At 72.7% G+C, this 26,210-nt stretch carries 26 protein-coding genes; 17 read left to right on the top strand and 9 right to left on the bottom strand.

Features of this window, described 5'->3' with window-relative positions; genetic code table 11:
• Nucleotides 1–180: 180 nt before the first annotated feature.
• Nucleotides 181–1,485 (top strand): APC family permease, encoded by a 1,305-nt coding sequence (locus G514_RS0105445; protein WP_051246885.1) that lies wholly within the window; start codon nucleotides 181–183, stop codon nucleotides 1,483–1,485.
• On the opposite strand, the gene pdxR is transcribed toward G514_RS0105445, so the two are convergent.
• The gene (pdxR, locus tag G514_RS0105440; protein WP_036563747.1) at nucleotides 1,412–2,866 is read right to left on the bottom strand and encodes a MocR-like pyridoxine biosynthesis transcription factor PdxR; all 1,455 of its coding nucleotides are present in this window, start codon (nucleotides 2,864–2,866) and stop codon (nucleotides 1,412–1,414) included. The two genes, G514_RS0105445 and pdxR, sit on opposite strands and share 74 nt — an antisense overlap.
• Before the next feature lie 52 nt (nucleotides 2,867–2,918).
• On the opposite strand from pdxR, the gene G514_RS0105435 reads away from it, so the two are divergent.
• Nucleotides 2,919–3,542, top strand: coding sequence for a sulfotransferase family 2 domain-containing protein (locus G514_RS0105435; RefSeq protein WP_036563746.1), 624 nt, complete (start codon nucleotides 2,919–2,921; stop codon nucleotides 3,540–3,542).
• Between the two features lie 57 nt (nucleotides 3,543–3,599).
• Here G514_RS0105435 and G514_RS0105430 read toward each other — a convergent pair whose 3' ends face one another.
• From G514_RS0105430 to G514_RS0105410, 5 genes are all read right to left on the bottom strand, one after another.
• Nucleotides 3,600–4,190, bottom strand: coding sequence for a GTP-binding protein (locus tag G514_RS0105430; RefSeq protein WP_028650921.1), 591 nt, complete (start codon nucleotides 4,188–4,190; stop codon nucleotides 3,600–3,602).
• On the bottom strand, nucleotides 4,171–4,548 hold the full coding sequence (locus G514_RS0105425) for a DUF742 domain-containing protein (RefSeq protein WP_028650920.1): 378 nt from the start codon (nucleotides 4,546–4,548) through the stop codon (nucleotides 4,171–4,173). Before G514_RS0105425 ends, G514_RS0105430 begins: the two co-directional genes overlap by 20 nt.
• 19 nt (nucleotides 4,549–4,567) lie before the next feature.
• The gene (locus tag G514_RS0105420; protein ID WP_028650919.1) at nucleotides 4,568–4,987 is read right to left on the bottom strand and encodes a roadblock/LC7 domain-containing protein; all 420 of its coding nucleotides are present in this window, start codon (nucleotides 4,985–4,987) and stop codon (nucleotides 4,568–4,570) included.
• Nucleotides 4,984–8,112 carry an ATP-binding protein gene (locus tag G514_RS0105415; protein WP_084151805.1) on the bottom strand — a complete coding sequence of 1,043 codons (3,129 nt, stop codon included), beginning with the start codon at nucleotides 8,110–8,112 and terminating at the stop codon, nucleotides 4,984–4,986. Before G514_RS0105415 ends, G514_RS0105420 begins: the two co-directional genes overlap by 4 nt.
• A 258-nt stretch (nucleotides 8,113–8,370) precedes the next feature.
• Nucleotides 8,371–9,390 (bottom strand): LLM class flavin-dependent oxidoreductase, encoded by a 1,020-nt coding sequence (locus G514_RS0105410; RefSeq protein WP_028650917.1) that lies wholly within the window; start codon nucleotides 9,388–9,390, stop codon nucleotides 8,371–8,373.
• A 77-nt stretch (nucleotides 9,391–9,467) separates the two neighbouring features.
• On the opposite strand from G514_RS0105410, the gene G514_RS0105405 reads away from it, so the two are divergent.
• Nucleotides 9,468–10,118, top strand: a complete 651-nt coding sequence (locus G514_RS0105405; RefSeq protein ID WP_051246945.1) for an AzlC family ABC transporter permease — start codon at nucleotides 9,468–9,470, stop codon at nucleotides 10,116–10,118.
• Nucleotides 10,115–10,432, top strand: a complete 318-nt coding sequence (locus tag G514_RS0105400) for an AzlD domain-containing protein (RefSeq protein WP_028650915.1) — start codon at nucleotides 10,115–10,117, stop codon at nucleotides 10,430–10,432. Before G514_RS0105405 ends, G514_RS0105400 begins: the two co-directional genes overlap by 4 nt.
• 20 nt (nucleotides 10,433–10,452) lie before the next feature.
• On the opposite strand, the gene G514_RS25080 is transcribed toward G514_RS0105400, so the two are convergent.
• Complete coding sequence (locus G514_RS25080; RefSeq protein WP_051246882.1) at nucleotides 10,453–10,896, bottom strand: MerR family transcriptional regulator; 444 nt, start codon at nucleotides 10,894–10,896, stop codon at nucleotides 10,453–10,455.
• A 131-nt stretch (nucleotides 10,897–11,027) separates the two neighbouring features.
• On the opposite strand from G514_RS25080, the gene G514_RS25075 reads away from it, so the two are divergent.
• The gene (locus G514_RS25075; RefSeq protein WP_051246879.1) at nucleotides 11,028–11,384 is read left to right on the top strand and encodes a cupin domain-containing protein; all 357 of its coding nucleotides are present in this window, start codon (nucleotides 11,028–11,030) and stop codon (nucleotides 11,382–11,384) included.
• Nucleotides 11,385–11,423: 39 nt separating this feature from the next.
• Here the strand turns inward: G514_RS25075 and G514_RS0105385 are convergent, their stop codons facing one another.
• On the bottom strand, nucleotides 11,424–12,434 hold the full coding sequence (locus G514_RS0105385; protein ID WP_036563744.1) for a fatty acid desaturase family protein: 1,011 nt from the start codon (nucleotides 12,432–12,434) through the stop codon (nucleotides 11,424–11,426).
• Nucleotides 12,435–12,602: 168 nt separating this feature from the next.
• On the opposite strand from G514_RS0105385, the gene G514_RS0105380 reads away from it, so the two are divergent.
• Entirely contained in the window at nucleotides 12,603–13,727 is a 1,125-nt protein-coding gene (locus G514_RS0105380) for an aromatic ring-hydroxylating oxygenase subunit alpha (protein WP_028650913.1), read from the top strand.
• On the opposite strand, the gene G514_RS25070 is transcribed toward G514_RS0105380, so the two are convergent.
• Nucleotides 13,680–15,788, bottom strand: a complete 2,109-nt coding sequence (locus tag G514_RS25070) for an acetate--CoA ligase family protein (RefSeq protein ID WP_051246875.1) — start codon at nucleotides 15,786–15,788, stop codon at nucleotides 13,680–13,682. The two genes, G514_RS0105380 and G514_RS25070, sit on opposite strands and share 48 nt — an antisense overlap.
• Before the next feature lie 55 nt (nucleotides 15,789–15,843).
• On the opposite strand from G514_RS25070, the gene G514_RS25065 reads away from it, so the two are divergent.
• The 11 genes from G514_RS25065 to G514_RS0105320 are packed head-to-tail and all read left to right on the top strand — an operon-like array spanning nucleotide 15,844 to nucleotide 26,070.
• Nucleotides 15,844–16,506 carry a TetR/AcrR family transcriptional regulator gene (locus G514_RS25065; RefSeq protein WP_051246872.1) on the top strand — a complete coding sequence of 221 codons (663 nt, stop codon included), beginning with the start codon at nucleotides 15,844–15,846 and terminating at the stop codon, nucleotides 16,504–16,506.
• Nucleotides 16,503–17,639 (top strand): polyamine ABC transporter substrate-binding protein, encoded by a 1,137-nt coding sequence (locus tag G514_RS0105365; protein WP_051246869.1) that lies wholly within the window; start codon nucleotides 16,503–16,505, stop codon nucleotides 17,637–17,639. The genes G514_RS25065 and G514_RS0105365 overlap by 4 nt, the downstream gene beginning before the upstream one ends.
• Nucleotides 17,639–18,535, top strand: a complete 897-nt coding sequence (locus G514_RS25060; protein ID WP_036563773.1) for an ABC transporter permease — start codon at nucleotides 17,639–17,641, stop codon at nucleotides 18,533–18,535. The genes G514_RS0105365 and G514_RS25060 overlap by 1 nt, the downstream gene beginning before the upstream one ends.
• Nucleotides 18,535–19,368 carry an ABC transporter permease gene (locus G514_RS25055; protein ID WP_036563743.1) on the top strand — a complete coding sequence of 278 codons (834 nt, stop codon included), beginning with the start codon at nucleotides 18,535–18,537 and terminating at the stop codon, nucleotides 19,366–19,368. Before G514_RS25060 ends, G514_RS25055 begins: the two co-directional genes overlap by 1 nt.
• Nucleotides 19,365–20,465, top strand: a complete 1,101-nt coding sequence (locus tag G514_RS0105350; RefSeq protein ID WP_028650911.1) for an ABC transporter ATP-binding protein — start codon at nucleotides 19,365–19,367, stop codon at nucleotides 20,463–20,465. The genes G514_RS25055 and G514_RS0105350 overlap by 4 nt, the downstream gene beginning before the upstream one ends.
• Nucleotides 20,462–21,787 (top strand): flavin monoamine oxidase family protein, encoded by a 1,326-nt coding sequence (locus G514_RS0105345; protein WP_036563741.1) that lies wholly within the window; start codon nucleotides 20,462–20,464, stop codon nucleotides 21,785–21,787. The genes G514_RS0105350 and G514_RS0105345 overlap by 4 nt, the downstream gene beginning before the upstream one ends.
• Before the next feature lie 32 nt (nucleotides 21,788–21,819).
• A complete protein-coding gene (locus G514_RS0105340; RefSeq protein ID WP_028650909.1) occupies nucleotides 21,820–22,986 on the top strand; it encodes an acyl-CoA dehydrogenase family protein in 1,167 nt (388 codons plus the stop codon).
• Between the two features lies 1 nt (nucleotide 22,987).
• Nucleotides 22,988–23,782: an enoyl-CoA hydratase-related protein gene (locus G514_RS0105335; RefSeq protein WP_028650908.1), complete on the top strand. Its 795-nt coding sequence runs from the start codon at nucleotides 22,988–22,990 to the stop codon at nucleotides 23,780–23,782.
• A gap of 28 nt (nucleotides 23,783–23,810) precedes the next feature.
• Entirely contained in the window at nucleotides 23,811–24,695 is an 885-nt protein-coding gene (locus tag G514_RS0105330; RefSeq protein ID WP_028650907.1) for a beta-keto acid cleavage family enzyme, read from the top strand.
• The gene (locus G514_RS0105325) at nucleotides 24,692–25,627 is read left to right on the top strand and encodes a 3-hydroxyacyl-CoA dehydrogenase NAD-binding domain-containing protein (protein ID WP_028650906.1); all 936 of its coding nucleotides are present in this window, start codon (nucleotides 24,692–24,694) and stop codon (nucleotides 25,625–25,627) included. The genes G514_RS0105330 and G514_RS0105325 overlap by 4 nt, the downstream gene beginning before the upstream one ends.
• Nucleotides 25,624–26,070 (top strand): thioesterase family protein, encoded by a 447-nt coding sequence (locus G514_RS0105320; protein WP_028650905.1) that lies wholly within the window; start codon nucleotides 25,624–25,626, stop codon nucleotides 26,068–26,070. The genes G514_RS0105325 and G514_RS0105320 overlap by 4 nt, the downstream gene beginning before the upstream one ends.
• Nucleotides 26,071–26,210 lie beyond the last annotated feature (140 nt).

Raw genomic sequence — 26,210 nt, 5'->3', positions numbered from 1 at the left:
CCACTGGCCACGAGTTTCACCGCCTACCCGGTGAAACTGCCGCTTCCCGGCTGGAACTCCATGCGGGCAGCGCCAGTTTCACCGGGTACCCGGTGAAACTGCCCCCACCGGCGATTGGCCCACCCAAGCAGCCACGCATTGGCCGTTCTCTGAGGCCATTGCGACCACGAGACTGGGGTCATGACCTCGCTCGCGACCCCGGCCGCTCCCGCTGACCCGACCTCGGTGGCGGGCGGGCGGCTCGACGTCTCGCAGGGGGCGGCGCTGACGATCGGCGCGGTGCTCGGCACCGGTGTGATCTCGCTGCCGGCGCTCGCGGTGCACGAGGCCGGGCCGGCCTCGCTGCTGGCCTGGGCGCTGCTCCTGCTGCTGTCGGTGCCGCTGGCGACGACGTTCGCGGCCCTCGGCGCGCGCTACCCCGACGGCGGCGGCGTGTCGACGTACGCACGCCAGGCGTTCGGCGCGCGCGCGGCGACGGTGGTCGGCTGGTGCTTCTACTTCGCCATTCCGATCGGCGCGCCCACGGCGGCGGGGTTCGCCGGGGCGTACGTCGCGGACAGCGCGGGCGGCGGGCGGCAGACCCAGCTCGTCGCCACGGGCGGGATCATCGCGCTCGTCACCGCCATGAACTGGTTCGGCCTGAGGGTCAGCGGCCGGGTGCAGCTCGTGATCGCGTTCGTGCTCGGCGGGCTGCTGCTCGTCGCGACAGTGGTCTCGCTCCCCCACGCCGAGCTCGGCAACCTGACGCCGTTCGCACCGCACGGCTGGCTGGCCATCGGGCCGGCCGCGGCCCTGCTGGTGTGGGCGTTCGCCGGGTGGGAGGCGGTGACCTCGCTCAGCGGCGAGTACCGCAATCCCGGCCGCGACATCGGCCGCGCCACCGGCATCGCGATCGCGGTCATCAGCGTGCTCTACCTCGGCATCGCGTTCGCGACCGTCGCCGTGCTCGGCGACCACCCCGGCAAGGCGCCGCTCTCGGACCTGCTGGTGCTCGGCTTCGGCGAGTGGGCCCGACCGGTGACCGCGGTGGTGGCGGTGCTGCTCTCGGTGGGTGCGATCAACGCCTACTTCGCCGGCGGGGCGCGGCTCGGGGCGGCGCTGGCCCGCGACGGCTCCCTGCCGGTCTGGCTGGCCCGCGGCTCGACCGCCGGCGAGGTGCCGCGCCGCTCGCTCGGCGTCGTCGCCCTCGGCGGCTTCGCGTCGCTGGGCGTCATCACGGCCGGAGACCTCTCGCTCAACGCGCCGCTGCTGATGACCACCGGCGCCTTCGCGCTGGTCTACGCCGTGGGCACCGCCGCCGCCCTGCGGCTGCTGCCGCCCCGCACGTGGGTGCGCCGCGGCGCGGGCGTGGGGTTCGTCGCGACCCTCGGCCTGCTCGCCCTGACCGGCACCGACCTGCTCGGCCCCGCCCTCATCGGGGCCGGCGCGGTGGCGTGGACGGCGCTGCACCCAGCACCGCGGCAAGTCGCGCCAACCCCGGCGTGATCGACTCGGTGACGGCGGCGCCGTAGCCCATCACGATGCCGCGCGGCCGGCCCGTCACGGCGTACGACGAGAGCGCCTCGACGACCACGCCGTGCTCGGCGGCGCGGCGCACGACGTCGGTGTCGTCGGCCTCCTGGTCGCGCAGCGTCGTGGTGACGTGGAGGCCGGCCTGGCACGGCACCAGCTCGAGGTGCGCGCTCAGCGGACCGTGGACCGCCTCGAGCACCAGCGCGCGGCGCTCGCCGTAGGCCGCGCGGGCCCGGCGCAGGTGCCGGGCGTGGAGACCGTCCTCGAGGAACCGCGCCAGCGCCGCCTGCACCGGCACGTCGACGTAGCCCACGCTCAGCTGGAGCGCGGCCCGCAGCGCCGCCTGGAGAGGCTCGGGCGCGACGAGGTAGCCGAACCGCAGCCCCGGCACCAGCGACTTGGAGAACGTGCCGAGGTAGAGCACCCGACCGGCGTCGTCCATCGAGTGCAACGTCTCGAGCGGCCGCTCGGTGAACCGGAACTCGCTGTCGTAGTCGTCCTCGATCACCGCGCACCGGTGCCGCCCGGCGAAGTCGAGCAGCGCGCGCCGGCGCTCGAGCGAGAGCGGCGGACCGGTCGGGAACTGGTGGGACGGCGTCGTGAACACCAGCCGGGTCGAGGGCGGCAGGTCGTCGACCACCAGGCCCTCGTCGTCGACGCGCACCGGCACCACCCTGGCGCCGTAGGAGGTGAACACGTCGCGCGCCAGCGGGTAGCCCGGCTCCTCCATGGCGACGATGTCGCCGGGCGCGACGAGGACCCGGGTCACGAGGTCGAGCGCCTGCTGGGTGCCGTGAGTGACCAGCACCTCGTCGGGCGTCGCGGTCACGCCGCGGGAGAGGGCGAGCTGACGCGCGAGCGCCTCGCGAAGGGGCGGATAGCCGGCCGGGTCGGCGTAGACGCCGAGGTCGTGGGCGCCCACGCGCAGCTCGGCGGTCACCAGCCGCCGCCAGGTGTCGAACGGGAACAGCCGCGCGTCGGGGATGCCCACCCGGAAGTCGTGGGCCGGCTTGGGCGTCGACCCGCTCGTGGGGTGCGGCTGCTGGTCCCAGCCAGGGCGCGGCGCCAGGTCGGTGCCCCGGCGCGGCGGTCGCACCGGTCGGGCCGCGTCGGCCACGAACGTGCCGGCGCCCACGCGCGCGGTCAGGAACCCCTCGGCCACCAGCCGGTCGTACGCCGTGGCCACGGTCGTGCGCGACACGCCCAGGTCGGCGGCCAGGGCCCGGGTGGGGGGCAGCCGCTCCCCCGGCTCGAGCCGCCCGCTGCGCACGGCGTCGAGCAGCGCCCGGTAGACGGCCGTGGCGCGGTCGCCGCGCGTGCTCAGGTCGACGACCAGGTCACCGAGCTCACGCATGGGCAGAGCCTCGCATGCGGGGCCGACGGCACCGTCCCGATACCGTGACCGGGTGCTCATCTCCGACTCGCACCGGTTCCTCTTCGTGCACGTGCAGAAGACCGGCGGGTCGACGATCGACAACGGCCTCACCGCCGCGCTCGGCGACGTACGCCGCATCCCGGCCGCCAACCGGCACGCACCGCTCGACCGGCTGCTCCAGCTCGAGCCCGGGCTGGCGGACTACTGGACCGCGGGGTTCGTGCGCAACCCGTGGGCCCGGATGGTGTCGTGGTGGCGGATGATGGAGCGGTTCCGTGACGGCGCCGCGCAGGGCATCGATCGCTACGTCGACCACCTCCAGCGCAACCGCTTCGTCGCCGCGATCATCGAGCAGCACCCCGACTTCGAGTCGTTCGTGATGCACGCTCCCGACGAGCACCCGCGGCTGCGCAAGCCCCAGGTGGCGTTCCTCAACACGCCCGGCAAGCGAGCCGACTTCACCGGCCGGCAGGAGAGCCTCGAGGCCGACCTGCAGCAGATCTACGACCACCTCGGCCTGGAGTGGACCGGCGTCAAGAGCGTCAACATCGACCCCGGCCGGCCCGACTACCGCGAGGTCTACGACGACCGGACCCGCCAGCGGGTGGCCGACCTGTTCGAGGCCGACCTCCGGGAGTACGGCTACGAGTTCTAGCGAGCACGCCGACCGCTCGTCCCTCGCGGTCGACTGCCGTGGATCTCGACTGCTCGCTCAGTGGACGGCGACGCTCGCGGTCAGCTGCTCGAGGGAGTACTCCGTGATGCGGATCAACGCTCGCTTGCAGGACTCGCGGTCGCGCGCGTCGATGTCGATCATCGGCACGTGCTCGGGGATGGCGAGCGCGGCGCGCACCTCCTCGAGCGGGTAGCGCGCGGCGTTGTCGAACTGGTTGACCGCGACGATGAAGGGCAGGCCCTTCGACTCGAAGTAGTCGAGCGGCGAGAACGCCTCGTCGAGGCGGTCGGTGTCGACGAGGACGATCGCGCCGATCGCGCCGAGGCAGAGGTCGTCCCACATGAACCAGAACCGGCGCTGCCCGGGCGTGCCGAACAGGTAGAGGACCAGGTCCTCCGCGAGCGTGATGCGACCGAAGTCCATCGCCACGGTGGTGGTCGCCTTGGTCGGGACGGCGGCGAGGTCGTCAACGCCCTCCGACTCGTTGGTGACGAGCGCCTCGGTGCGGAGCGGCATGATCTCCGAGACGGATCCGACCAGCGTCGTCTTGCCGACGCCGAAGCCGCCGGCGACGACGATCTTGGTCGACGCAGCGGAGCGCTGGGCGCTAGAGCGTGCGTAGTCCACGGAGGGTCCTTTCGATGAGCTCTCGTCGCTCGTCCTGTGACGAGTCTGCGGTCAGGGTCGCTTGCACCCGGACGTGTCCTTGTTCGATGAGGTCGCCCAGGAGGACCCGGACGACGCCGATCGGCATGTGCACGTGCGCGGACACCTCGGCGACCGAGCGCTTGTCACACACCTCGAGGATGCGGCTGAGGTTGGCGTCGGTCGGGTCGGGCGACCCGCCGTGCTCGCGGCGGAGCGTGGCCTCGACGGGCAGCTCGACCTTGGGGGCGGTCCGGCCACCGGTCAGCGTGTAGGGCCGGACGACGCGCGCGGAGGGCGCGTCGTCGTCCGGGGTCCACGGCTGAGTCGGTAGTGCCATGACAGGTCCTGGTGGTGCTTCAGAGTCCGGCGAGCGGGACGCGGGCGGTGGCCTGGACCATGCGGCCGACGCGGTCGACGAGGAGGGCCATCTCGTAGCCCACCTGACCGATGTCGGCGGAGTCCTCGGTGAGCACGGCGAGGTGCGAGCCGTCGCCCACGCTCATCAGCAGCAGGTAGCCGTTCTGCATCTCGATCACGGTCTGCAGCACGGCGCCGCCCTCGAACAGCCGAGCCGCCCCGACCGCCAGGCTCGCCAGGCCCGAGGAGACCGCCGCGACCTGCTCGGCGCGCTCGTCGGGGAGGCTGAAGCTCTTGGCCATCAGCAGACCGTCGGCCGAGACCAGGATGGCGTGCGCCGCCGACGGCACACCGTCGACGAACTTGCTCACCACCCAGTCGAGCCCACGCTCGTCGGTTTCGGTCAGGTTCTCGGTCATGCGGGACCTTCCTCAGTGCTGGTGACGGGTACTGACTCGTCCACGGCCGCCGTCCGGCCGCGCGAGACGCCGGCGGCGTGCGCGGCGAGCCGGGCCCGGATCGCCTCGGGGTCGCGTTCGACGCTGGTGGCCACGGGCGCGACGCCGCCGGGCACCAGTCGCTTGCCGGGACGCCGCATCGGCAGCCCCGACTCGCTGAGCTGGAGTGCCGGAGCCTCTGCGACCTGCTCCGCGGCCTCCCAGCCCGCCTCGATCTCCGAGGTGGTCCACGTGCCTGCGCCTGCCCCGGCGGTCAGCCAGTTGGACCGCAGGGCGCGGAAGATGGGCGTCTCGTCCTCGGTCGGCTCGGGCATCGGGCTGCGCGAGTCGAGCAGGTCGTAGGCGGTCGCCGCCGCGACCGGCGGCGCCGGGGTGGCCGACGACGCGCCCACCCAGTTGTCGGCGGACGCAGCGGCCGTGGCGAGCGGTGCCGCCACGGCGGGCGCCGCGGGCTCGAGCGGGACCGTCTGCTCGGCGGTGTGCCGCAGCACCTCCGCAGAGGCCGGGGTCGGCGTGATCAGGGACTGCTCGGCGGCGGGCGCGCGGTCGGCCTCGTCGGTCGCGTCGTCCTCGGCCTGCTCCGCCTCCGCGACGGCCGGCGCCTCGGTGTCGCCCTCGTCGTGCTCCGGGGTCTCCGCCTCGGGGGCGTCGACCGGGGTCTCGACCTCGGCGTCCTCGACCTCGGCGTCCTCGACCTGGGAGCTGACCGTCACCTCGGCGGACGCGGGGGCGACGGCGTCGTCGATGGCGTCGTCGATGGCGTCGAAGGCCACGGTCGGCGTCGCCGGCTCGCGCTGCGGGAGCCCGGGCTTGGCCGCGGTGCTGCCGGCGTTGTTGGCCTGCAGCCGCTGGAAGAGCGAGCCGCCGCTCGAGCCCACGGGCGCACCGGGCATCGCACCGCCGGAGCGGGTCGCACCCGGCGAGCGCTGCGGCAGCCGGGTCACGGCGTTGATGGCGGCGGAGATCGAGTCGACGCTGACCTGGTTGCTCTCGCTCTTGGCCGGCGCGCCGGTCGAGCCAGCAGCCGGGGCGGCCGGGGCCGCCGGAGTCACAGGCGTGGCCGGCCTGCCGAACGCCGCGGGGGCGCTGGGAGCAACGGGACCGGAAGGAGCCGACGGTGCCGACGGGCGTGCCGGCAGGCCCTGCGTGGTCTCGCGCTCGTTGCTGAGCCGCTCGGCCACCTGCGCCGGGAGCACAGTCTTGGCCGAGGCCAGCCCGGCCAGGCCCGGACGCTGCTTCGGCTGCACCGGCGCCTGGCGACCGCGCAGCAGCGCCGGCGGGAGCAGCACGGTGGCCGTGGTGCCGCCGCGGGCGTTGCGGGCCAGCGAGACGGTGATGCCGTGCCGCGTCGCGATCCGGCTCACCACGAGCAGGCCCATCCGGCGGGCGGTCTCGACGGTGACCTCGCCACCGGATCGGAGGTCCTCGTTGAGCGAGTTGAGCACGTCCTGGGCGATGCCGAGCCCGCCGTCGCTGATCTCGACGATCGTGCTGTCGCCGGCCTGCTTGGTGGAGATCTTCACCGGCGCGGTCGGCGGCGAGAACGCGAGGGCGTTGTCGACCAGCTCGGTCATCAGGTGGACCACGTCGGCCGAGGCCGCGCCGTTCACCTTCTCCGGCGGTGACGACTCGATCTGGACGCGCTGGTACTCCTGCACACCGGCCATCGCGGCCTGGAACACGTCGCCGAGGGCGAGCGCGTCGGAGTCGCTGGTCTGCGTCGGCGCGTCCGCGAGCACCATCAGCGAGTCGGCCGTGCGGCGCATGCGCGAGGCGAGGTGGTCGAGGCGGAACAGCGACTCGAGACGGTTGGGGTCCTCCTCGTCCTTCTCCAGCCGCTCGATGAGACCGAGCTGCTGGTTGATGAGGGAGGTGTTGCGGCGCGACAGGGTCGAGAACATCTCGCCGACCTGCGAGCGCAGCCGCGCCTCGCCGGAGGCCAGGTGGACGGCCTGACGGTGGAGGTCGTCGACTGCGCGCGCCAGCTGTCCCGTCTCCTCGCGCGTGTGCACCGGGATCGGGGTGATCTCGCCCGGGTCGCCGCCGGACCGGATCCTGGCGACCATCTCGGGGAGCCGCGTGTTGGCGACCTCGAGGGCCCCCTCGCGCACCCGGCGGATCGGGTTCAGCAGCATGCGGGAGACGAGGAGGGCCAGGAAGAACGCGGCCACCAGCAGGGCGAGCGTGACGACGGCGTTGGCGATCGCGAGCCCGCGGGCGTCGCTCGCGGCCTTCGTGAGGTTCGCGTCGATGTCGTCGAGGAGCACGCCGCTGAGGTCGTCGTAGGCCTCGAACGCTTCGGCGTCACCGAGGTTGGGCGCCGCGTTGCCGGCACCGCGGACCTCGCCGAAGTGCGCGGCGTTCTGCTGGTTGAGCCTCTGCACCTCGGGGTCGGTGGTGCCGAGGATGGCGCCGAGGCGGTCGATGATGACCTGCTCGACGCCGAGCTCGGCGGAGAGGTCGACGAGGTTGATGTCCTTGGGGTTCGCGATGTTGACCATGTACTGCTGCATGGCCAGGGACACGCGTCCGTCCAGCGCCTGCTGCAGGGCGGTCAGCTTGGCCTCGGGGTCGAGCTGCTCGGCCACGATGGAGTCGATCAGGGCGGTGACGCCGCGCTGGAGCTGGCGGACCTGCGAGATGGTCTGCCCCGCCGAGACGTAGGCCCGGCCCGAGCGCAGCTGCTCGCTCAGCGAGAGCACCCTGTCGAGCCGCTCGCGCTGGGCGCCGGTCAGGTCGGCGGTCTTGCCGACGTTCTGGAGGCGCTTGCCGGCGACCGCGACGGCCTCGATGGCCGAGATCCGCCCGGGGTCGTCGAGCGCGGGGCGCTGGCGGGAGATGATCGCGGCCCGCTCGGCAGCGGCCAGGTAGCCGGCCGCGGGACGGAGGACGGTGATCTGCTTGGACGTGGCCGTGTAGTTGTCGGACTGGGCGAGCGCGGTGTGCACGCGCAGCCCGCCGAACGTCGCGGCCAGGAGCATGGGGATGGTGAGCGCGAGCGCCAGCTTGCGGCGCAGGGACCACTCGGGAAGGGCGATGGCGGAGGCCAACCGGCCTGCGCTCTCGCGACGCTTCTCCTCAGCCATTCTGTCCACCCGGGTCGATCGAGTTCGAGACGTCGCACGGACCGGCGACGACACCTGTCAAGGTCGAAATCACGATAGGTTTCCCCCCTCGGGCTGCGCGGCGGAATCGGGGAACTCCGCGCGGTATCAGCCGAGTCAGTCAACCCGGTCTAGTCCTTTGTGGCAATCCTCTCCAGAACGCCGTGAGCGCGGCCCGATCGTGCCGTAACGGCGCGCGGACACCCGGTCGTGCGGGGTGGTCTGGTCCCCCGGGTGGCCTCAGCGCCAGCCGAGGGCGGGTGCCACGTGGCGCAGGACGCTCTCGAGCACATGTGCGTTGTAGTCCACGCCGAGCTGGTTGGGGACGGTGAGCAGCAGCGTGTCCGCCGCCGCGATCGCCTCGTCCTCGGCGAGCTCCTCGACCAGCTGGTCCGGCTCCCCGGCGTAGGACTTGCCGAACCGCGCCAACCCACCGTCGATGTGGCCGACCTGGTCCTGGCTGTCTGTGTCGTGCCCGAAGTAGGCGCGGTCGAGGTCGCTGACGAGCGGGAAGATGCTGCGGCTGACCGAGACGCGCGGCTCCCGCTCGTGGCCGGCCGCTGCCCACGCGTCGCGGAACATCTGGATCTGCTCCGCCTGCAGCTGGTGGAACGGCACCCCGGTGTCCTCGGTGAGGAGCGTGGAGCTCATCAGGTTCATGCCTTGCTCGGCGGTCCACACGGCGGTCTGCCGGGTGCCGGCTCCCCACCAGATGCGGTCGCGCAGCCCCGGGGAGTGCGGCTCGATGCGCAGCAGCCCCGGCGGGTTGGGGAACATCGGCCGCGGGTGGGGCTCCGCGAAGCCCTTCCCCTCCAGGACCTCCAGGAAGATGCGGGCGTGCTCGCGCGCCATGTCGGCGTGGTCGGTGCCCTCGGCGGGCACGTGGCCGAAGTAGCGGAAGCCGTCGACGACCTGCTCCGGTGAGCCCCGGCTGATGCCGAGCTGGAGCCGGCCGCCCGCGATCAGGTCGGCGGCGCCGGCGTCCTCGGCCATGTAGAGCGGGTTCTCGTAGCGCATGTCGATGACGCCCGTGCCCAGCTCGATCCGGCTGGTGCGGGCGCCGGCTGCGGCGAGCAGCGGGAACGGCGAGGCGAGCTGGCGCGCGAAGTGGTGCACCCGGAAGTAGGCGCCGTCCGCCCCCAGCTCCTCGGCCGCGACGGCCAGCTCGATCGACTGCTGGAGCGCGTCGGAGGCCGAGCGGGTCTGCGACTGGGGCGAGGGGTTCCAGTGCCCGAAGGACAGGAAGCCGACGTTCTTCATGTTTCAACGAACGCCGCCCGGTCCCGCCGGATTCCCCCGCGCACCGGCCGCTCGTGCGAACCCCCTAGCGTGTGCCGGTGCGCGCGCAGCTCTGGGCCGGGGTGCGGCTCGGCCTCCCCTACGCGGTCGTGGGGTTCGTGCTCTCGATGTCATTCGGCGTGCTCGCCCGGCAGGCGGGGTTCTCCGCCCTCCAGGCGATCGTGACCGCGGTGATCGTGTTCGCCGGCTCCGCGCAGTTCGCTGCGCTCGCGGTGCTGGCCGGCGGCGGCACGCCACTGGCCGCGGTCGCGGCCGGCACGCTGATGAACGGCAGATTCCTCGCCATGGGTACGGCGCTCGCCCCCTCGCTCCCGGGCGGGCCGCTGAAGCGGGCGCTCCAGGGCCAGACCGTCGTCGACTCGTCCTGGGCCCTGGCCAACCGGGGCGACGGCACCTTCGACCGGTGGCTGCTGTTCGGGACGACGCTCCCTCAGTACGTCATGTGGTTCCTCGGCACCCTGGTGGGCGCCTTCGCCGGCGACGTGCTCGGCGACACCAGCCGGCTCGGGCTCGACGCGGTCTACCCGGTGTTCTTCCTCGGCATCCTGCTGGCCGAGCTGCGCAGCCCGCGCTCGCGCGTGGTCGCGCTGTGCGGGGCCGCGATCGCCCTGGCCCTCGTGCCGTTCACCCCGGCCGGCGTGCCGATCCTCGCCGCGGCCGTTGCGGCGCTGCTGGGGCTGCGTCGATGACCGGCCCGGCGACGATCTGGTGGGCGATCCTCGGCCTCGCGGTCACCACCGCCCTCGTCAAGGCGGCCGGCCCGGTCGTCTTCGGAGGCCGGCAGGCCCATCCGGCGTTCCTGCGGGTGGTGGCCATGATGGCGCCGGCCCTGCTCGCCGCTCTCGTGGTGACCTCGCTCCTCTCCGACGGCCACCGCCTCACCGTCGGCGCCGACACCGTCGGTGTCGCCGTCGCCGGGGTGCTCCTGTGGCGTGGGCGCTCACTCGTGCTGGCGGTCGTCGTCGCCGTGGCGATCACCGCGCTGCTGCGCGCACTGACCTGAGCACCCGGCCAGGACGCGTCCTAGCGCCGACCGGTCAGCTCGATCGCGACGGGTCCAGCGTCCGACGCGGGCACGCAGCAGCCGAGGTCGCTGCGGCACGCCTGCGCCGGCGACTCCGCGTCGAGCGCGGTCCGCACCGCGTCGAGCTGGGCCGAGAACTGCTCCAGCTCGGCGATGCGGACGGCGATCTCGGCCTGCTTCACGTCGATCAGCTGGCCGACCCGCTCCTGCGCGGCGCCGCAGTTGGTGCCGGCCCAGATCGGGATCAGCGTGGAGATCTGGTCACAGCTCAGACCCAGGTGGCGAGCGCGGGTGATGAACAGCAGCCGGGCGGCCGCCTCGTCGCCGTAGTCGCGGTAGCCGGACGTGGTCCGCTCCGGGAGGGCCATCAGGCCGACCCGTTCGTAGTAGCGGACCGTCGACGTCGGGACTCCCGCCGCTCCGGCCAGCTCGGAGATCCGCACCCTCGCCACGGTAGACCTTGAACGCGGGTGCAAGGTCAAGCGCCGGATCCGCCTCTTGACCTTGCACCCGGGTTCAGCTCCTAGGTTCGGCTCGACGGACCGAAGGTCGGTCCCCGACCCAGGAGGACACCATGGGCAGCTTCACCCGCGACAACACCGAGCTCGCCGTCGACGTCGACGGTGCCGGGCAGCAGCACCGCGCCGAGGCGGGCGGAATGACGATCGCGCTCGAGCGCTGGAACGCCGGCCTCGACACCGCCGACTGGTTCGCCGAGCTCCCGGACGGCGCCTGCCAGGAGCCGCACTGGGGCTACTGCCTCAAGGGCCAGGTGACGATGCGGTTCACCGACGGCGGGACCGAGGTCATCTCGGCCGGCGACGCCTACTACGTGCGGCCCGGCCACAACGCGCACATCGACGAGGACACCGAGTTCGTCGAGTTCACCCACGCCGACGAGGCACCGGGCATCAACACCGTCGCTCTCTAGCGCGGTCCGGCCCGCAGCCGGACCCGACCCGGGCCCCGATCACCGCAGCTCGGCCCCGACATCGTGCAGGTGCCGGAACGCCTGTGCGTAGGAGTCGACGAGCCCGGCGACCTCGTAGGGCACCCCGATCTCCGCGCAATAGGCCTGCACGATCGGCTGCGCCCTGCGCAGGTTCGGCGTGGGCATGGCCGGAAAGAGGTGGTGCTCGATCTGGTGGTTGAGGCCGCCGAGGGCCGCGTCGACGAGCAGGCCGCCGCGCACGTTGCGCGAGGTGAGCACCTGCTTGCGCAGGAAGTCCTCGGTGCCGTCGGGGTGCGGCATGCCCTTGTGGTTGGGCGCGAACGTCAGCCCGAGGTAGATCCCGAAGAGCGCCTGGTGCACCACGACGAACGCGAGCGCCTGCATCGGCGAGAGGACGGTGAAGATCGCGGAGAGGTAGAGCACGAAGTGCGCGGCGAGCAGCCCGCCCTCGAGGCGGCGCCGCTTGACCGCGCCCGCGCGGACGGCGCGGATGCTGTCGCGCTTCAGGGAGACCCCGAGCAGGGTGAGCAGCGGGAGGAAGAACCACGCCTGGTAGGCCGTGAGGAACCCGCGACCGCGAGCCGCCTCCCGGCTCCACACGAGCACCCCCGGCCCGACGTCCGGATCGAGGTCGTCGTGGTTGGGGTTCGCGTGGTGGCGGGTGTGCTTGGCCATCCAGTAGCCGTAGGACATCCCGATGCCGAGGTTCCCGGCGAGCAGGCCGGCCCGCGCGCTCGGCGCGTTGGTGCGGAACACCTGGCGGTGCGCGAGGTCGTGGGCGACCAGCGCGACCTGCGCAAAGACGACCGCCAGGAACGCCGCGACCGCGAGCGTCCACCACGACGCACCGACGAGGACGAAGAGCGTCCAGCCTGCGACGTACGCCGTCGCCACCGCGCCCAGCCGCAGGGCGTAGTAGCCGCGTCGCCGGCGCAGGAGCCCGGCGGCGTTGATGCGCCGGTGCAGCTCCGCGAAGTCGCTGCCGGTCGAGGACGCCTGGGTCCGGGGTTCGTGGGTCGCGGTGGTCATGCGTCCAGCGAACCGCCGCAGCGCCCGGCGTTCAGGAGTGCCAGGTCCCCGACCGTGGTGGGGTTAGCACCCCTTGCGCCAGATCCGGTGTGTCAGATCCGGTGCGTCGGATCCGGTGGGCCGGCTCCGGCCAGTGACACGACAACTGACTGACTGTACAGTTAGCGAATGGCCGAGATCCGGAAGACCCTTCCCGGAGCGGCCTACCACTCCACCGAGACCTACGCCGTCGACAAGGAGCGGGTGTTCTACCGCAACTGGATCTACGTCGGCCGCGAGGAGCGGGTCGCCCGCCCCGGCGCGTGGCTCCGCGCGGAGATCGCCGACGAGAGCGTGCTGGTCGTGCGCGGCAAGGACGAGCGGCTCCGGGCGTTCTACAACGTGTGCCGGCACCGCGGGTCGCGGATCTGCGACGACGAGCAGGGCGAGGTGCGCACGCACCTCAGGTGTCCCTACCACGCCTGGGGCTACGCGCTGGACGGCACGCTCGTGACCACGCCGATGATCGAGAAGGACGAGATCGACAGGGAGTCGACGTCCCTGTGGCCGGTGCACGTCGAGGTCTGGGAGGGCTTCGTCTTCGTCAACCTCAGCCGCGAGACGCCCGTGCCGCTGCTGGAGTCGCTGGCCGAGCACCCCGACGACCCGCTGGCCCTCGCCCGGGTCGGGCTGGCGCAGCTGCGCACCGGCCACGTCTCGACGATCGACGTCCGGGCCAACTGGAAGATCGTCATCGAGAACTACAACGAGTGCCTGCACTGCCCGACCGTGCACCCCGAGCTCGTCTCGGTGCTGCCGGCGTACAAGAAGGGCAGCATCTTCGAGGACGGTCGCGACGACGGCGGCGTGACGCTCGCCGACGGACGCACCACGGTCGCCCTCGACCCGCGGCTGCGGCTGCCGCTGCTGCCGGGGCTCAAGGGCGACGAGGGGCCGCAGTCCTACTACGGCGCCCTCGTCTACCCGACGATGTTCCTCGACGTCGACGGCTCCTCGGCGCTCGCGACGGCCGTCTTCCCGACCGGCCCGCAGAGCTGCCGGCTGGTCACGGAGTACCTCTTCAGCCCCGAGGCCTTCGACGACCCCGCCTTCGACCCGAAACCCGTCGTCGAGTTCAACGAGCTCGTCACACGCCAGGACAACGAGGCCTGCGAGCGCGTCCAGCGGGGCGTGACCTCACGCGCCTTCGAGCACGGCGTGTTCCCGGCCAAGGACTCCTGGGTGCACCTCTTCGACCAGCGCTACCTACGAGACGTCGAGGACCACCCGGGCATCGAGCGCCAGGACTCCTGAGGAGCTCGTCAACACCGGGTTGAGCTCCATCTCGGCGACCTCGGGGTGGGCGGCCGCGAGCAGCGAGAAGCGCGCGACGACCTCCGCCAGGGCGCCGAGGTCGACCGGCGCCCGACCGCGCGCGCCGAGCAGCAGCGGTGCCCCCTGCAGCGAGAGCAGGAGCCTGCGGGCGGCGTCGGCCGAGACCGGCGCGAGGGCGCACACCGTGTCGCCGAGCACCTCGGTGAGGACCCCGCCGAGCCCGACCATGACCACCGCCCCGAACCTGGGGTCGCGGACGCCCCCGACGATGAGCTCGACGCCGTCGGCGACCTCGGCCATCTCCTCCACGGACACGGCGGGCGGGGCCAGCCGCGCGACCAGGTCGGCGTACGCCGCGCGCACGGCGCCGCGGTCGGGCAGCCCGACGACCACTCCTCCGCCCTCGGACTTGTGCGTCCGGCCGGTCGCCTTGAGGACCACCGGGAAGGACAGCCGGTCGAGCGCGGCCTCGAGCCCGGCCGCGTCGACGACCTGCTCGGCGGCCGGGAAGGCGATCCCGGCCCCGGCGAACAGCGCTCGCGCCCCGGCGTACGACGCGTCCGTGACCGGCGGCGCCGCGGCCGGCAGCTCCTCCGCGAGTCCGGTCGACCCGGGCTCCACGAGGCCGGCGAGCACCGCGCACGCGCGGTCGACGTCGCGGTGCACGGGGATGCCCGCGGCCCGCAGCACCCGGCTGGCCGGGCTGTCCGGGTGGATGGTCTGCACGACGAGAGGCTTGCCCTGCGTCGCGACCGCGTCCGCCATCTGACGCGCGGCGGCCAGCTCGGGCGCGGTGAGGTTCGACTCCTCGGTCGAGTAGCCCCCGAAGAATCCCGTCAGCAGCACGCCGTCGACCTGGCCGGAGCCGAGCAGGGTCTGCACACCCCGGGCATAGCTCGCGACGTCCTGCTCGCCGGCGCCGGCGAGGTCGACGGGGTTGGTGACGGCCGCCTGCGCCCACAGCTCCGCCGTGAGCGCGTCGGTGACCGCGCCGGAGAGCACGGGCGTGAGCAGGCCGGCAGCGGCGAGCGCGTCGGCGGCGACGGCGCCGTGCCCTCCGCCGTCGGTGAGCACCGCGACCCGGCGCCCCGGCATCCGGCGCGGCGCCCGCAGCGCGGCCAGCAGGTCGGCCATCGCGGTCGGATGGTCCACGCGGTGCACGCCGGCCGCCGCGCACGCGGCGTCGACGACCATCGACGAGCTGGTCATGGACCCGGTGTGCGAGACCGCGCTGCGGACCGCCGCCTCGGTGCGGCCGGGAGCCAGCAGGACCACCGGCTTGCCGGCGGCGCGCAGGTCCCGCGCCGCGTCGAGGAAGGCACGGCCGTCGACGACGTCCTCGGCGTAGACCGCGACGGCGCGGGTGCCGTCGTGGCCGACGCAGGCCCGGAGCAGGTCGACCACGCCGAGGTCGGCCTGGTTGCCCAGGGACACGAAGCGCGAGACGCCGAGCCCGCGGTCGGCGAGCAGGCCGGCCAGGTCGAGGACCAGGTTGCCGCTCTGGCTGAGGATCGCGACGTCCCCGGCCGGGAGGACAGCGTGCGCGAGCTGGAGCCCGGTGGTCGTGTCGACGACCCCGAGGCAGTTGGGACCGACCAGCACGGCGCCCGCGCCGCGCACGACGGCCAGCGCCTCGGCCTCCAGCGCCGCCCCCTCCGCACCGGCCTCGGAGAGCCCCGCCGTGATGCCCACGACCGCGCGCGCCCCGGCCGCGACGGCGTCGGTCACCGACGCGACGAAGCCCCCGGCCGGGACGCACACGACGGCCAGGTCGACGGGCGCGCCGTGCGCGGCCGCCGCCGCCCGCGCGGTGGCGTACGTCGCTCGGCCCAGCACCTCGCCGCCGTGCCGGTTCACGAGCAGCACGGTGCGCTCTCCGGGATCGCCCTGCGCGCCCAGCGCCTCCAGGGCGCGCTTCGCGAGGATGTGCCCCCACTTCGCGGAGTCCGCGCTGGCGCCGACGACGGCCACGGTCCGGGGCGCGAAGAGCGCCTCGAGCGGGTCCGCGCCCGACCTCTCGGGGGACCCTTGACCGGTCACGAGGGGGACCCTAGCATCGCTGACTGACTGAACAGTCAAACAACTCAGGGGTCCCATGAGCGAGCGCACCAGCCAGCGTGCCCAGGCCGCGGCCGAGGCCCGCACGCGGATCCTCGCCGCCGCCGCCGACTGCATCGTGCGCGACGGCCTCGCCCAGGTCCGGATGGCCTCGATCGCCCGCACGGCGGGCGTCTCGGCCGGGCTCCTGCACTACCACTTCGACACCAAGGAGCTCCTGTTCGGCGAGGTGCTGAAGTACTCCCACGCCGTCTCCGCCGAGCTCAACCAGCGGGCCATGGCCAACGCCGGCGAGGGCCCGGCCGAGCGGCTCTCGTCGTTCCTCGACCGGTGCCTGCCCAGCGACGAGCAGCGCGCGCACGAGTGGTTGCTGTGGCAGGAGCTGGCGCTGCTGTGCATCCGCGACCCGCACCTCGCCAAAGTCGGAGCCGAGCTCTACGAGGACCTCTACGTCACCGTCGCCGACATCGTGCGTGACGGCCTCGCCGCCGGCGTCTTCCACACCGCTCTCGACCCCCGGCTGCTGGCCGAGACCGCGGTCGCCATCACCGACGGCCTCGGCAGCCGGGTGCTCGCGGAGGACCCGAACCTCGGGATCGCCGAGGCGCGCAGCACCATCGCCAGCACCGTGGGCGTCCTGGTCGGGCACGACGGTCCCCTCCCGCCACCGGCACCGTTCGAAGCCGGGGCGCAGGCGTGACCCCACACCCCCGCCTCGGTGCCGCGCGGCCGTCGCGGCGGGGTTTCCTCACCGGCGGGCTGGCGGCGTCGTTCGCGCTCAGCAGCTGCGCCTACATCCGCGACGACGTCGCGGTCGACGCCCCGCTGCCACCCTCCGCGAAGGCCGAGATCGACGGCGACCTCGTCTACTTCAACTGGGCCGACTACCTCGCCCCGCGGGTCATCAAGGGCTTCCAGGAGGAGTACGGCGTCAAGGTCATCGAGTCCAACTTCGACTCGATGGAGGGCATGTACGCGAAGATCGCCGCCGGCAACCAGTACGACATCGTCTTCCCCATCGCGAAGTGGGTCGTCAAGCTGCGTCGCGAGGGCAAGCTGCGCGCCATCGACCCCGCCCAGCTCACCAACGCCGACCAGGTCTTCTACTCCGGCTCCTACTTCAACGAGCCGTGGTACGACGCCGGGTCGCGGGTGTCGGTGCCGTTCACCGTCTACAAGACCGGCATCGGCTGGCGCACCGACAAGGTCTCGTCGATGACCGGGAGCTGGCACGACCTCTGGAACGAGGAGGCCGCCGGCCACATCTTCACCCTCGACGACCAGGACGAGGCGCTGGCGATGGCCGCGCTGACCCTGGGCTACGACGTCAACACCGCGAAGCCCTCGGAGCTGGAGGAGATGAAGAAGCTCCTGATCAGCCAGAAGGACCTGCTGCGCGCCTACTCCTCCGACGACATCAACGACATGACCAGCGGCGACGCGTGGGTGCACCACATGTGGAGCGGCGACTTCCTCTACCTGCGCAACGGGCTGGCCAACAACCCGACGAAGTTCGACTTCGAGGCGCCCGTCGAGGGCGTGCCGATCAACTCCGACACCTACGCGATCCCCACCAACGCGCAGCACCCCGGCACGGCGATGGTCTTCATCGACTACCTGCTCCGCCCCGAGAACGCCATCAAGAACATGAAGTACCTCTACTACCCCTTCCCCGTGCGCGACGCGCTGCCGGCGTTCGCCGACCTCGCCAAGGACGTGCCGGCCTGCAACGTCGAGGTCTCCGACCTGGAGAACGAGAACGTCTTCCGGCTCCTCCCCACCGACGAGGTCCAGCGCCGCGCCGCGGTGTGGACCGAGGTGAAGGCGAGCTGATGGCCGCCGAGGCGAGGGCGGAGGCGAGGGCGGAGGCGAGGACGCCGCGGTCGGCACAGAGGACCTGGTTGTGGGGTGCGCTGCTGGCGCTGCCGACCGCGTGGATGGTGACGTTCTTCGTCTTCGCCATGGCGATCGTCGTGCTGCTGTCGTTCGGCCGCACCACCAACGACGGCTTCCCAGCGTTCGCGACGAGCACGGCCAACTACCGCGCCCTCTGGAACGACGTCTACCTCGAGCTGTTCGTGCGCTCGCTGCTCTACGCGCTCGCGACCGTGGTCATCGCGGTGCTCATCGCCTACCCGGTGGCCTACGCGATCGCGCTGCACGGGGGCCGCTACAAGAACGCCCTGATCGCCGCGATCGTGGTGCCGTTCTTCGCCAGCTACCTGATCCGGATGTACGCCTGGAAGGCGCTGCTCTCCGACGACGGGCTGGTGAACAGCGGTCTGCGCAAGACCGGGCTGAGCGACGGAGTCACCTTCCTCAACACCCCGTGGGCGGTGATCGGCGGGCTCGTCTACGGCTTCGTGGTGTTCATGATCCTGCCGATCTACGCCTCCCTCGAGCGGCTCGACGTCTCGCTCATCGAGGCCGGCAAGGACCTCTACCACGGCCCGGTCCGCACGTTCTTCGCCGTGACGCTGCCCGCCACCCGCGCCGGGCTGTACGGCGGCGTGCTCCTGGTCTTCCTGCCCGCCCTCGGCGACTTCGTCAGCGCCCAGCTGCTGGGCGGGGCCAACACGTTCATGCTCGGCAACCTGGTCCAGCAGCAGTTCAACGAGGGCCAGAACTGGCCGCTCGGGTCGGCGCTCACCGTGGCGCTGATGGCGGCGCTGACCGTCCTGATGGTGGTCTACCTGCGCGCCACCTCGACCGAGGCGAGGGAAGCGTGATGGCGCGCCCGCGCAGGGTGGAGCGGAAGCCGGCGCTCGCCGTCGCGGTGACGGTGGTGTTCTTCGCCTGGCTCTACCTGCCGATCCTCGCCGTCGCGCTGTTCAGCCTCAACGACAAGAAGTCGCTCTCGCGGTTCTCCGGCTTCAGCCTGCGCTGGTACGACGAACTGGTCCACAACAGCGCGCTGATCGACTCGCTGGTGGCCAGCCTCGAGATCGCGTCGGTCGCGACCGCGGGCTCGCTCGTGCTCGGCACGATGCTGGCGCTCGGGCTCGAGCGGGTCACCTCGCGGCGCGGCCGGGTGATCGGGGCGGTCACCCTGCTGCCGCTGGTGACCCCCGAGATCGTCACCGGCGTGGCCGCGCTGCTGCTCTTCACCGGGGTCGGCCTCAAGCTGTCGATGGGCACGGTGATCCTCGCGGAGATCACGTTCTCGATCGCCTACGTGACCGTCATCGTGCGCGGACGCCTCGCCGGCGTCTCCCGGGAGGTCGAGGAGGCGGCGCGCGACCTCGGCTGCACGCCGTTCCAGGCGGTGCGGCTGGTCACCCTGCCGACGCTCGTGCCCGCACTGGTCGGTGCCGGGCTCCTGGTCTTCGCGCTCGTGTTCGACGACTTCGTGCTCGCGTTCTTCACGACCGGCGTCGACCCGCAGCCCCTCCCGGTGCGGGTCTACTCCTCGATCCGCTTCGGGGTCTCCCCCGCCATCAACGCGATCGGCACCCTGATGCTGCTCGCCTCGGCGCTGCTCATCGTGGCCGCCCTCGTCCTGCCCCGCCTGCTCGGGCGCGGCACGTCCAGCCTGGACCTGATCACCGGAGGCCGACGATGACTGCAGCGACCCCAGACCCGGCGCCCACCGACGCGACCCCCTCGGTCACGCTGCGCGGGCTCACCAAGGTCTACGACGGCACGACCGTGGTCGACGCCCTCGACCTCGACATCGCGAGCGGCGAGTTCTTCTCCCTGCTCGGCCCCTCGGGGTGCGGCAAGACCACGACCCTGCGCATGATCGCCGGCTTCAGCGACCCCACGTCGGGCAGCATCCTGGTCGGCGGCGAGGACGTCACCAGCACGCCGCCGCACCGCCGCGACGTCAACACCGTCTTCCAGAGCTACGCGCTCTTCGAGCACCTCGACGTGCGCGGCAACGTGGGGTTCGGCCTGCGCCGCCGCGGGGTCGACCGGGCCACCCTCAAGCGCCGCGTCTCGGAGATGCTCGAGCTGGTCGAGCTGGGCGACCGCGGCAAGGAGCGCCCGAGCCGGCTGTCGGGCGGTCAGCGGCAGCGCGTCGCCCTCGCCCGCGCCCTCATCAACGAACCCAAGGTCCTGCTGCTCGACGAGCCGCTGGCCGCCCTCGACCTCAAGCTCCGGCACGCGATGCAGGCCGAGCTCAAGTCGATCCAGCGCCGGGTCGGCATCACGTTCCTCTTCGTCACCCACGACCAGGACGAGGCGCTGAGCATGAGCGACCGGGTCGCGATCATGAACGAGGGCGTCATCGAGCAGTGCGGCACGCCGGAGGACGTCTACGAGCGCCCGACGTCGGTGTTCGCCGCGGGGTTCATCGGCGTCAGCAACCTGATGAGCGGCACGTGGGCCGACGGCAGCGTGACGATCTCGCCGAGCGTGTCGATCCCCGCGCCCGGCCACCAGGGGTCGGCCGACGGAGAGGCGGTGAGCGTCGCCGTCCGGCCCGAGAAGATCTGGCTCAGCGAGCTCACGCCCGCGATGTTCCGGATGCCGGGCACCATCGTCGCCACCACCTACCACGGCGCGACCACGCAGCACGTCGTCTCGATCTCGCCCGACCTCACGCTCACCGTCCTCGAGCAGAACCTCCCGCGGATGCGCGCGGAGGACCGCTGGATCCCCGGCGACCGGGTCGAGCTGGGCTGGCTGCCCGAGCACACGGTGGTGCTCACGTGACCCCTCCCGACGTCGTGGTGGTGGGCGCCGGGCTCGCGGGGCTGTGCGCCGCGCGCGACCTCGAGGCCGGCGGCGCGCAGGTGACGGTGCTGGAGGCGCGCGACCGGGTCGGCGGACGGGTCGAGCAGGTCGAGCTGCCCGACGGGCGGCTCGTCCAGCTCGGCGGCGAGGTGGTCGGCAACTCCCACACGAGCTACCTCGACCTGGTCGCTGAGCTCGGGCTCACGCTGACCGCGTCCTACGTCGCGGAGCCGGGCGAGATCACCCGCCAGGTGGTGGGTCTGCCCGGCGAGTCGGTCTCCGTCGGCGAGTGGCCGTCGTGGTGCACGCCCGCCGACCGGTCGTCGTACGACGAGGTGGAGGCGGCGCTCGACAAGGTGCTGTCCTCGATCGACCCCGAGGACCCGTGGTCGTGCCCCGACCTCGGCGCGCTCGACCGCACGAGCGTCGCCGACTGGCTGCGGGGCGCGGGCGCGACGCCGCACGTGCTGCGGCTCCACGAGCTCATGCACCTCGGGCTGGCCGACGGGTCCACCGAGCGGCAGAGCATGTTCGCCTACGCCCGCAAGCAGCGCGTGGGCGGCGGCACCGGCGCCTACGACGTCGAGCAGTGGGAGAACCTCCGGGTCGCCGAGGGCTCGGCCACCGTCGCGCAGCGCCTGGCGGCAGACCTCCGCGACGTCCGGCTGTCGGCACCGGTGCGGCGCATCGCCGTCGACCGCGGCGGCAGCGTGGTCACCACCGCGGCGGGCGAGGACGTGCGCGCCGACGCCGTCGTGCTCGCGGTGCCGTCCGGGCCGGCCCGCGACCTCGAGATCACCGGCGTGAGCGACGCCCGGCTCGCGTCGTTGCGTCGGCAGCGGCACGCGTGGGCCGCCAAGGTCGTGGCGGCGTACGCCGAGCCGTTCTGGCGCCGCCGTGGCCAGAACGCGCTGGCCGAGAGCGAGGGGGTGCTCGGCTCGACCTGGCCGCAGGAGCCCGGCGTGCTCTCGGCGCTGGTGCCGCCGGAGCGCTACGCCGCCTTCGCCGCCACCGAGCCCGCCTCCCGCACCCGGGAGGCGCTCGCCCAGGTCGCCGAGTTCTACGGGCCCGAGGCGCTCGACCCGCAGCAGACGTGGACCCGGCTGTGGGGCACCGACCCGTGGACCCAGGGCTACGTCACGCAGTGGCACCCCGGCGACGTCGAGGCGGTCGGCCCGCTGCACGGCACCCACGAGCCGCCGTTCTACGTCTGCGGCTCCGACCAGTGGGTCGCCGGCTACATGGAGGGCGCCGTCCGCACCGGTCGCGGCGCCGCCGCGGCCGCGCTGTCCAGAGGCTGACCCACCCACCCCACCCGCAGGAGATCGACCGCATGGACTTCGGCCTGACCGACGAGCAGCGCAGCATCGTGGAGGTCACGCGCGCCTTCGTCGAGCGAGAGCTGTACCCCCACGAGGAGGAGGTCGAGCGCACCGGCGTGCTGCGGCCCGAGCTCGCCGCCGAGATCCGCACCAAGGCGTTGACCGCGGGCCTCTACGCCGCCAACATGCCCGAGGAGGTCGGCGGGGCGGGTCTCGACACCGTGACGTGGGTGCTCTACGAGAAGGAGCTCGGACGGGCCGGCTACGCGCTGCAGTACTGCGGCGTCCCCCGGCCCTCCAACATCCTCCTCGCCGGCACGGAGGAGCAGCGCGAGCGCTACCTCTACCCGTGCGTGCGCGGTGAGCGGATCGACTGCCTGGCGATGACCGAGCCCGGCGCCGGCTCCGACATGCGGGCGATGCGCACCCGCGCGACCCGCGACGGTGCCGGTGACGACGCCGGCTGGGTGATCCGCGGCACGAAGCACTTCATCAGCCACGCCGACGAGGCCGACTTCGTGATCCTGGTCGCGGTCACCGGCGCCGACGATGCCGGCCGGGCCGAGCTGACGACGTTCCTCGTCGACCTCGACACGCCGGGTCTCTCGGTGCACGACGGCTACCGCAACGTGTCGCACCGCGGCTACACCAACTCGATCCTCGACCTCGACGACGTCCGGGTCGGCGCCGACGCCGTGCTCGGCGAGGTCGGCAAGGGGTTCGAGCTCTCCGGCCAGTGGCTGGGCTCGACCCGCCTCCAGGTCGCGGCGTCGTGCCTCGGCCGCGCCGAGCGGGCGCTGGGCCTGTCGGTGCAGCACGCGGCGACGCGCGAGCAGTTCGGGCAGCCGATCGGGCGCTTCCAGGGCGTCGGCTTCAAGCTCGCCGACATGGCCACCGAGCTGCGGGCCGCCGAGCTGATGACGCTGCACGCCGCCTGGAAGCACGACCAGGGCACCGCCACCGACGCCGACATCGCCATGGCGAAGCTGAAGGCCACCGAGATGCTGGCCCTGGTCTCCGACGAGGCGATCCAGATCCACGGCGGCATGGGCCTGATGGACGAGCTGCCGCTCGAACGGATCTGGCGCGACGCCCGGATCGAGCGGATCTGGGACGGCACGTCGGAGATCCAGCGACACATCATCAGCCGGTCGCTGCTGCGGCCGTTGGGAGCCTGACATGACCGATCCCCACGGAGCCGTCACGACCCGGGTCGAGGACGGCGTCCTCGAGGTGACCCTCGACCGGCCCAAGGCCAACGCGATCGACCTGGCGACCAGCCGCGAGATGGGGCAGGTCTTCGCGGCGTTCCGCGACGACCCCGACCTCCGCGTCGCGATCGTGCGCACGGCGGGCGACAAGTTCTTCTGCGCGGGCTGGGACCTCAAGGCCGCGGCCGGAGGCGACGCGGTCGACGGCGACTACGGCGTGGGCGGGTTCGGCGGGCTGCAGGAGCTGCCCGACCTCAACAAGCCGGTGATCGCCGCCGTGCACGGCCTCGCGATGGGCGGCGGCTTCGAGCTGGCGCTGTCGTGCGACCTGATCTACGCCTCGGAGGCCACGCAGTTCGGGCTCCCGGAGATCAACGCCGGCACACTCGCGGACGCGGCGACGATCAAGCTGCCCAAGCGGATGCCGTACCACGTGGCGATGGACCTCCTCCTGACCGGACGCTGGATGCCGGCCGAGGAGGCCGCGCGCTGGGGCGTGGTCAACGAGGTGCTGCCCGACGACGGCGCGGTGCGGGCCCGGGCGTGGGAGACGGCGCGACTGCTCGCGTCCGGGCCGCCGCTGGTGTTCGCCGCGATCAAGGAGACGGCGCGGGTGGCGGAGTCGCTGCGGTTCCAGGAGGCCATGGACCTCGTCACGAGCAGCACCCTCCCGACGGTCGCGACCCTCTACTCCTCCGAGGACGTGCTCGAGGGGTTCCGCGCCTTCGCCGAGAAGCGCCCGCCGGTCTGGAAGGGCCGCTGATGTCCCGCGACAAGAAGGAGACCTCGTCATGAACCGCAACGTCATGATCACCTGCGCGCTGACCGGTGCCGGCGACACGGTCGGCCGGTCCGAGCACGTGCCGGTGACGCCCGAGCAGATCGCGGAGTCGGGCATCGCGGCGGCCCGGGCCGGCGCGACGATCGTGCACGTCCACGTGCGCGACCCCGAGACCGGGAAGGGCTCGCGCGACGTCGCGCTCTACCGCGAGGTCGTCGAGCGGATCCGCGCCTCCGACGTCAACGTCATCATCAACACCACCGCGGGGATGGGCGGCGACCTCGTGCTCGACCCGCACGACCCGACGACGTTCATCGAGGGCACCGACCTGGTCAGCGGCGTCGAGCGGCTCCCCCACGTCGAGGAGCTGCTGCCCGACATCTGCACGCTCGACTGCGGGTCGCTGAACTTCGGCGAGGGCAGCACGGTCTACGTCAGCACGCCCGACATGCTGCGCGAGGGCGCCAAGAAGATCCAGGAGCTCGGCGTCCGCTGCGAGATGGAGATCTTCGACACCGGGCACCTGTGGTTCGCCAGGACGCTGGTCGAGGAGGGCCTGATCGACGCGCCGGCGATGTACCAGCTCTGCATGGGCATCCCGTACGGCGCGCCGGCCGACCCGGCGACCCTGATGGCGATGGTCCAGCAGCTCCCCGACGACGCGGTCTGGGCGTCGTTCGCGCTCGGGCCGATGCAGATGCCGTGGGTCGCCCAGTCGGTGCTGCTCGGCGGGCACGTGCGGGTCGGCCTCGAGGACAACCTCTACCTGGCCAAGGGCGTGAAGGCCACCAACGCGCAGCTCGTCGAGCGGGCGCGCAGCATCGTGGAGGGCATGGGCGCGCACGTCGCGACGCCCGACGAGGGCCGCGAGATCCTCGCGCTGGAGCGTCGGTGACCTCGCCGGCGGACGTCCGGACCGTCGCCTGCGTCGGCGCCGGGGTGATCGGCGGCGGCTGGGCGGCGTTCTTCCTCGCGCGCGGCTACCGCGTGGTGGCGTGGGACCCGGCCGAGGACGCCGAGCCGCGGCTGCGGCACCTCGTCGACGCCGCGTGGCCCGCGCTGACCGAGCTCGGGCTCGCCGACGGGGCCGACGTCGACAACCTCACCGTCGAGCGCGAGCTCGCTGTCGCGTGCGGCCAGGCCGACTTCGTGCAGGAGAGCGCGCCCGAGGACCTCGAGCTCAAGCGCAGGCTGCTGGCCGACATCGACGCCGTCACGCCGGTCGAGGTGGTCATCTCGTCGTCCACGTCCGGCTACGCGATGAGCGAGATGCAGACCGCCTGCGCGCACCCGGAGCGGACGGTCGTCGGGCACCCGTTCAACCCGCCGTACCTCATCCCGCTCGTCGAGGTCGTGGGCGGCGCGGCGACCTCGCCCGAGGCGGTCGCGTGGGCATCCGAGTTCTTCCGCCACGCCGGCAAGTCGGTCATCACGATGGACCGCGAGGTGCCCGGCTTCATCGCCAACCGGCTCCAGGAGGCGCTCTGGCGCGAGGCGCTGCACATGGTCGCCGCCGGCGAGGCGACCGTCGAGCAGATCGACCAGTCGATCACCGACGGCCCGGGCCTGCGCTGGCCGATCCAGGGCCCGATGCTGACCTTCCACCTCGCCGGCGGCCAGGGCGGCATGGCGCACATGCTCGACCACTTCGGCCCGTCGCTGCAGTCGCCGTGGACGCGCCTGGTCGCCGCCGAGCTCACCCCCGAGCTGCGCGACGCCGTGGTCGACGGCTGCGACCGCGAGGCCGCCGGCCGCACGATCGACGACCTCGTCGCCGAGCGCGACCGCGGCGTCATCGCCGTGCTCCGCGCCCTGGGCCGCGCGTGACCCCGACCATCTGGCGCGAGCCGGTCCAGGACGCCTGGATCGACTACAACGGCCACCTCTCCGAGCCCTACTACGTGCTGGTGTTCGGCCACGCCACCGACGCCGTGATGGACCTCGTCGGCATCGACGCCACCTACCGCGGCGCCCACGACGCCTCGCTCTACACCGTCGAGGCGCACGTCCGCTACCTCGCCGAGGTCCCCGCCGCCGCCGACCTCGAGGTGCGCTCGTCGGTCATCGGCGCCACGTCCAAGCTCCTGTGGATCTGGCACGAGCTCTGGGTCGACGACCGCCTTCGAGCGACCGAGGAGGTCCTCGGCGTCCACGTGCGCTCCGGCCGGTCCGTGCCGTTCCCCGACGACATCGCCGCCCGCGCGCGTGCGGCCTGCGTGGACCCTCCTGCGGAGGCATCCGGTCAGATCCGGCCGGTGTCGGAGCGGTGATCGATCCGTGGTCGGGTGTCGGCAACCCGATAGCCGAGTGTCTGACCCTCGCCGGGGCTGTCAATCCTGGGTGCCTTCGCTGCGGTTCGGTGGGCGGGTTGACAGCCCCGGCGAGGGTCAAAGGCTTGGCTGGCTATCGG

The organism is Nocardioides halotolerans DSM 19273, assembly GCF_000422805.1.
GTDB classification, from domain to species: Bacteria; Actinomycetota; Actinomycetes; order Propionibacteriales; family Nocardioidaceae; genus Nocardioides; species Nocardioides halotolerans.
Note: the sequence above shows the minus strand (reverse complement) of the source record. Positions and strands in the feature narration are given on the sequence as shown.

Coding starts and splice junctions, on each gene's coding strand:
- G514_RS0105445 (WP_051246885.1), top strand. CDS start 181: ATGACCTCGCTCGCGACCCCGGCCGCTCCCGCTGACCCGACCTCGGTG.
- pdxR (WP_036563747.1), bottom strand. CDS start 2,866: ATGCGTGAGCTCGGTGACCTGGTCGTCGACCTGAGCACGCGCGGCGAC.
- G514_RS0105425 (WP_028650920.1), bottom strand. CDS start 4,548: ATGGCACTACCGACTCAGCCGTGGACCCCGGACGACGACGCGCCCTCC.
- G514_RS0105420 (WP_028650919.1), bottom strand. CDS start 4,987: ATGACCGAGAACCTGACCGAAACCGACGAGCGTGGGCTCGACTGGGTG.
- G514_RS0105415 (WP_084151805.1), bottom strand. CDS start 8,112: ATGGCTGAGGAGAAGCGTCGCGAGAGCGCAGGCCGGTTGGCCTCCGCC.
- G514_RS0105410 (WP_028650917.1), bottom strand. CDS start 9,390: ATGAAGAACGTCGGCTTCCTGTCCTTCGGGCACTGGAACCCCTCGCCC.
- G514_RS0105400 (WP_028650915.1), top strand. CDS start 10,115: ATGACCGGCCCGGCGACGATCTGGTGGGCGATCCTCGGCCTCGCGGTC.
- G514_RS25075 (WP_051246879.1), top strand. CDS start 11,028: ATGGGCAGCTTCACCCGCGACAACACCGAGCTCGCCGTCGACGTCGAC.
- G514_RS0105385 (WP_036563744.1), bottom strand. CDS start 12,434: ATGACCACCGCGACCCACGAACCCCGGACCCAGGCGTCCTCGACCGGC.
- G514_RS0105380 (WP_028650913.1), top strand. CDS start 12,603: ATGGCCGAGATCCGGAAGACCCTTCCCGGAGCGGCCTACCACTCCACC.
- G514_RS25065 (WP_051246872.1), top strand. CDS start 15,844: ATGAGCGAGCGCACCAGCCAGCGTGCCCAGGCCGCGGCCGAGGCCCGC.
- G514_RS25060 (WP_036563773.1), top strand. CDS start 17,639: ATGGCCGCCGAGGCGAGGGCGGAGGCGAGGGCGGAGGCGAGGACGCCG.
- G514_RS25055 (WP_036563743.1), top strand. CDS start 18,535: ATGGCGCGCCCGCGCAGGGTGGAGCGGAAGCCGGCGCTCGCCGTCGCG.
- G514_RS0105350 (WP_028650911.1), top strand. CDS start 19,365: ATGACTGCAGCGACCCCAGACCCGGCGCCCACCGACGCGACCCCCTCG.
- G514_RS0105340 (WP_028650909.1), top strand. CDS start 21,820: ATGGACTTCGGCCTGACCGACGAGCAGCGCAGCATCGTGGAGGTCACG.
- G514_RS0105335 (WP_028650908.1), top strand. CDS start 22,988: ATGACCGATCCCCACGGAGCCGTCACGACCCGGGTCGAGGACGGCGTC.
- G514_RS0105330 (WP_028650907.1), top strand. CDS start 23,811: ATGAACCGCAACGTCATGATCACCTGCGCGCTGACCGGTGCCGGCGAC.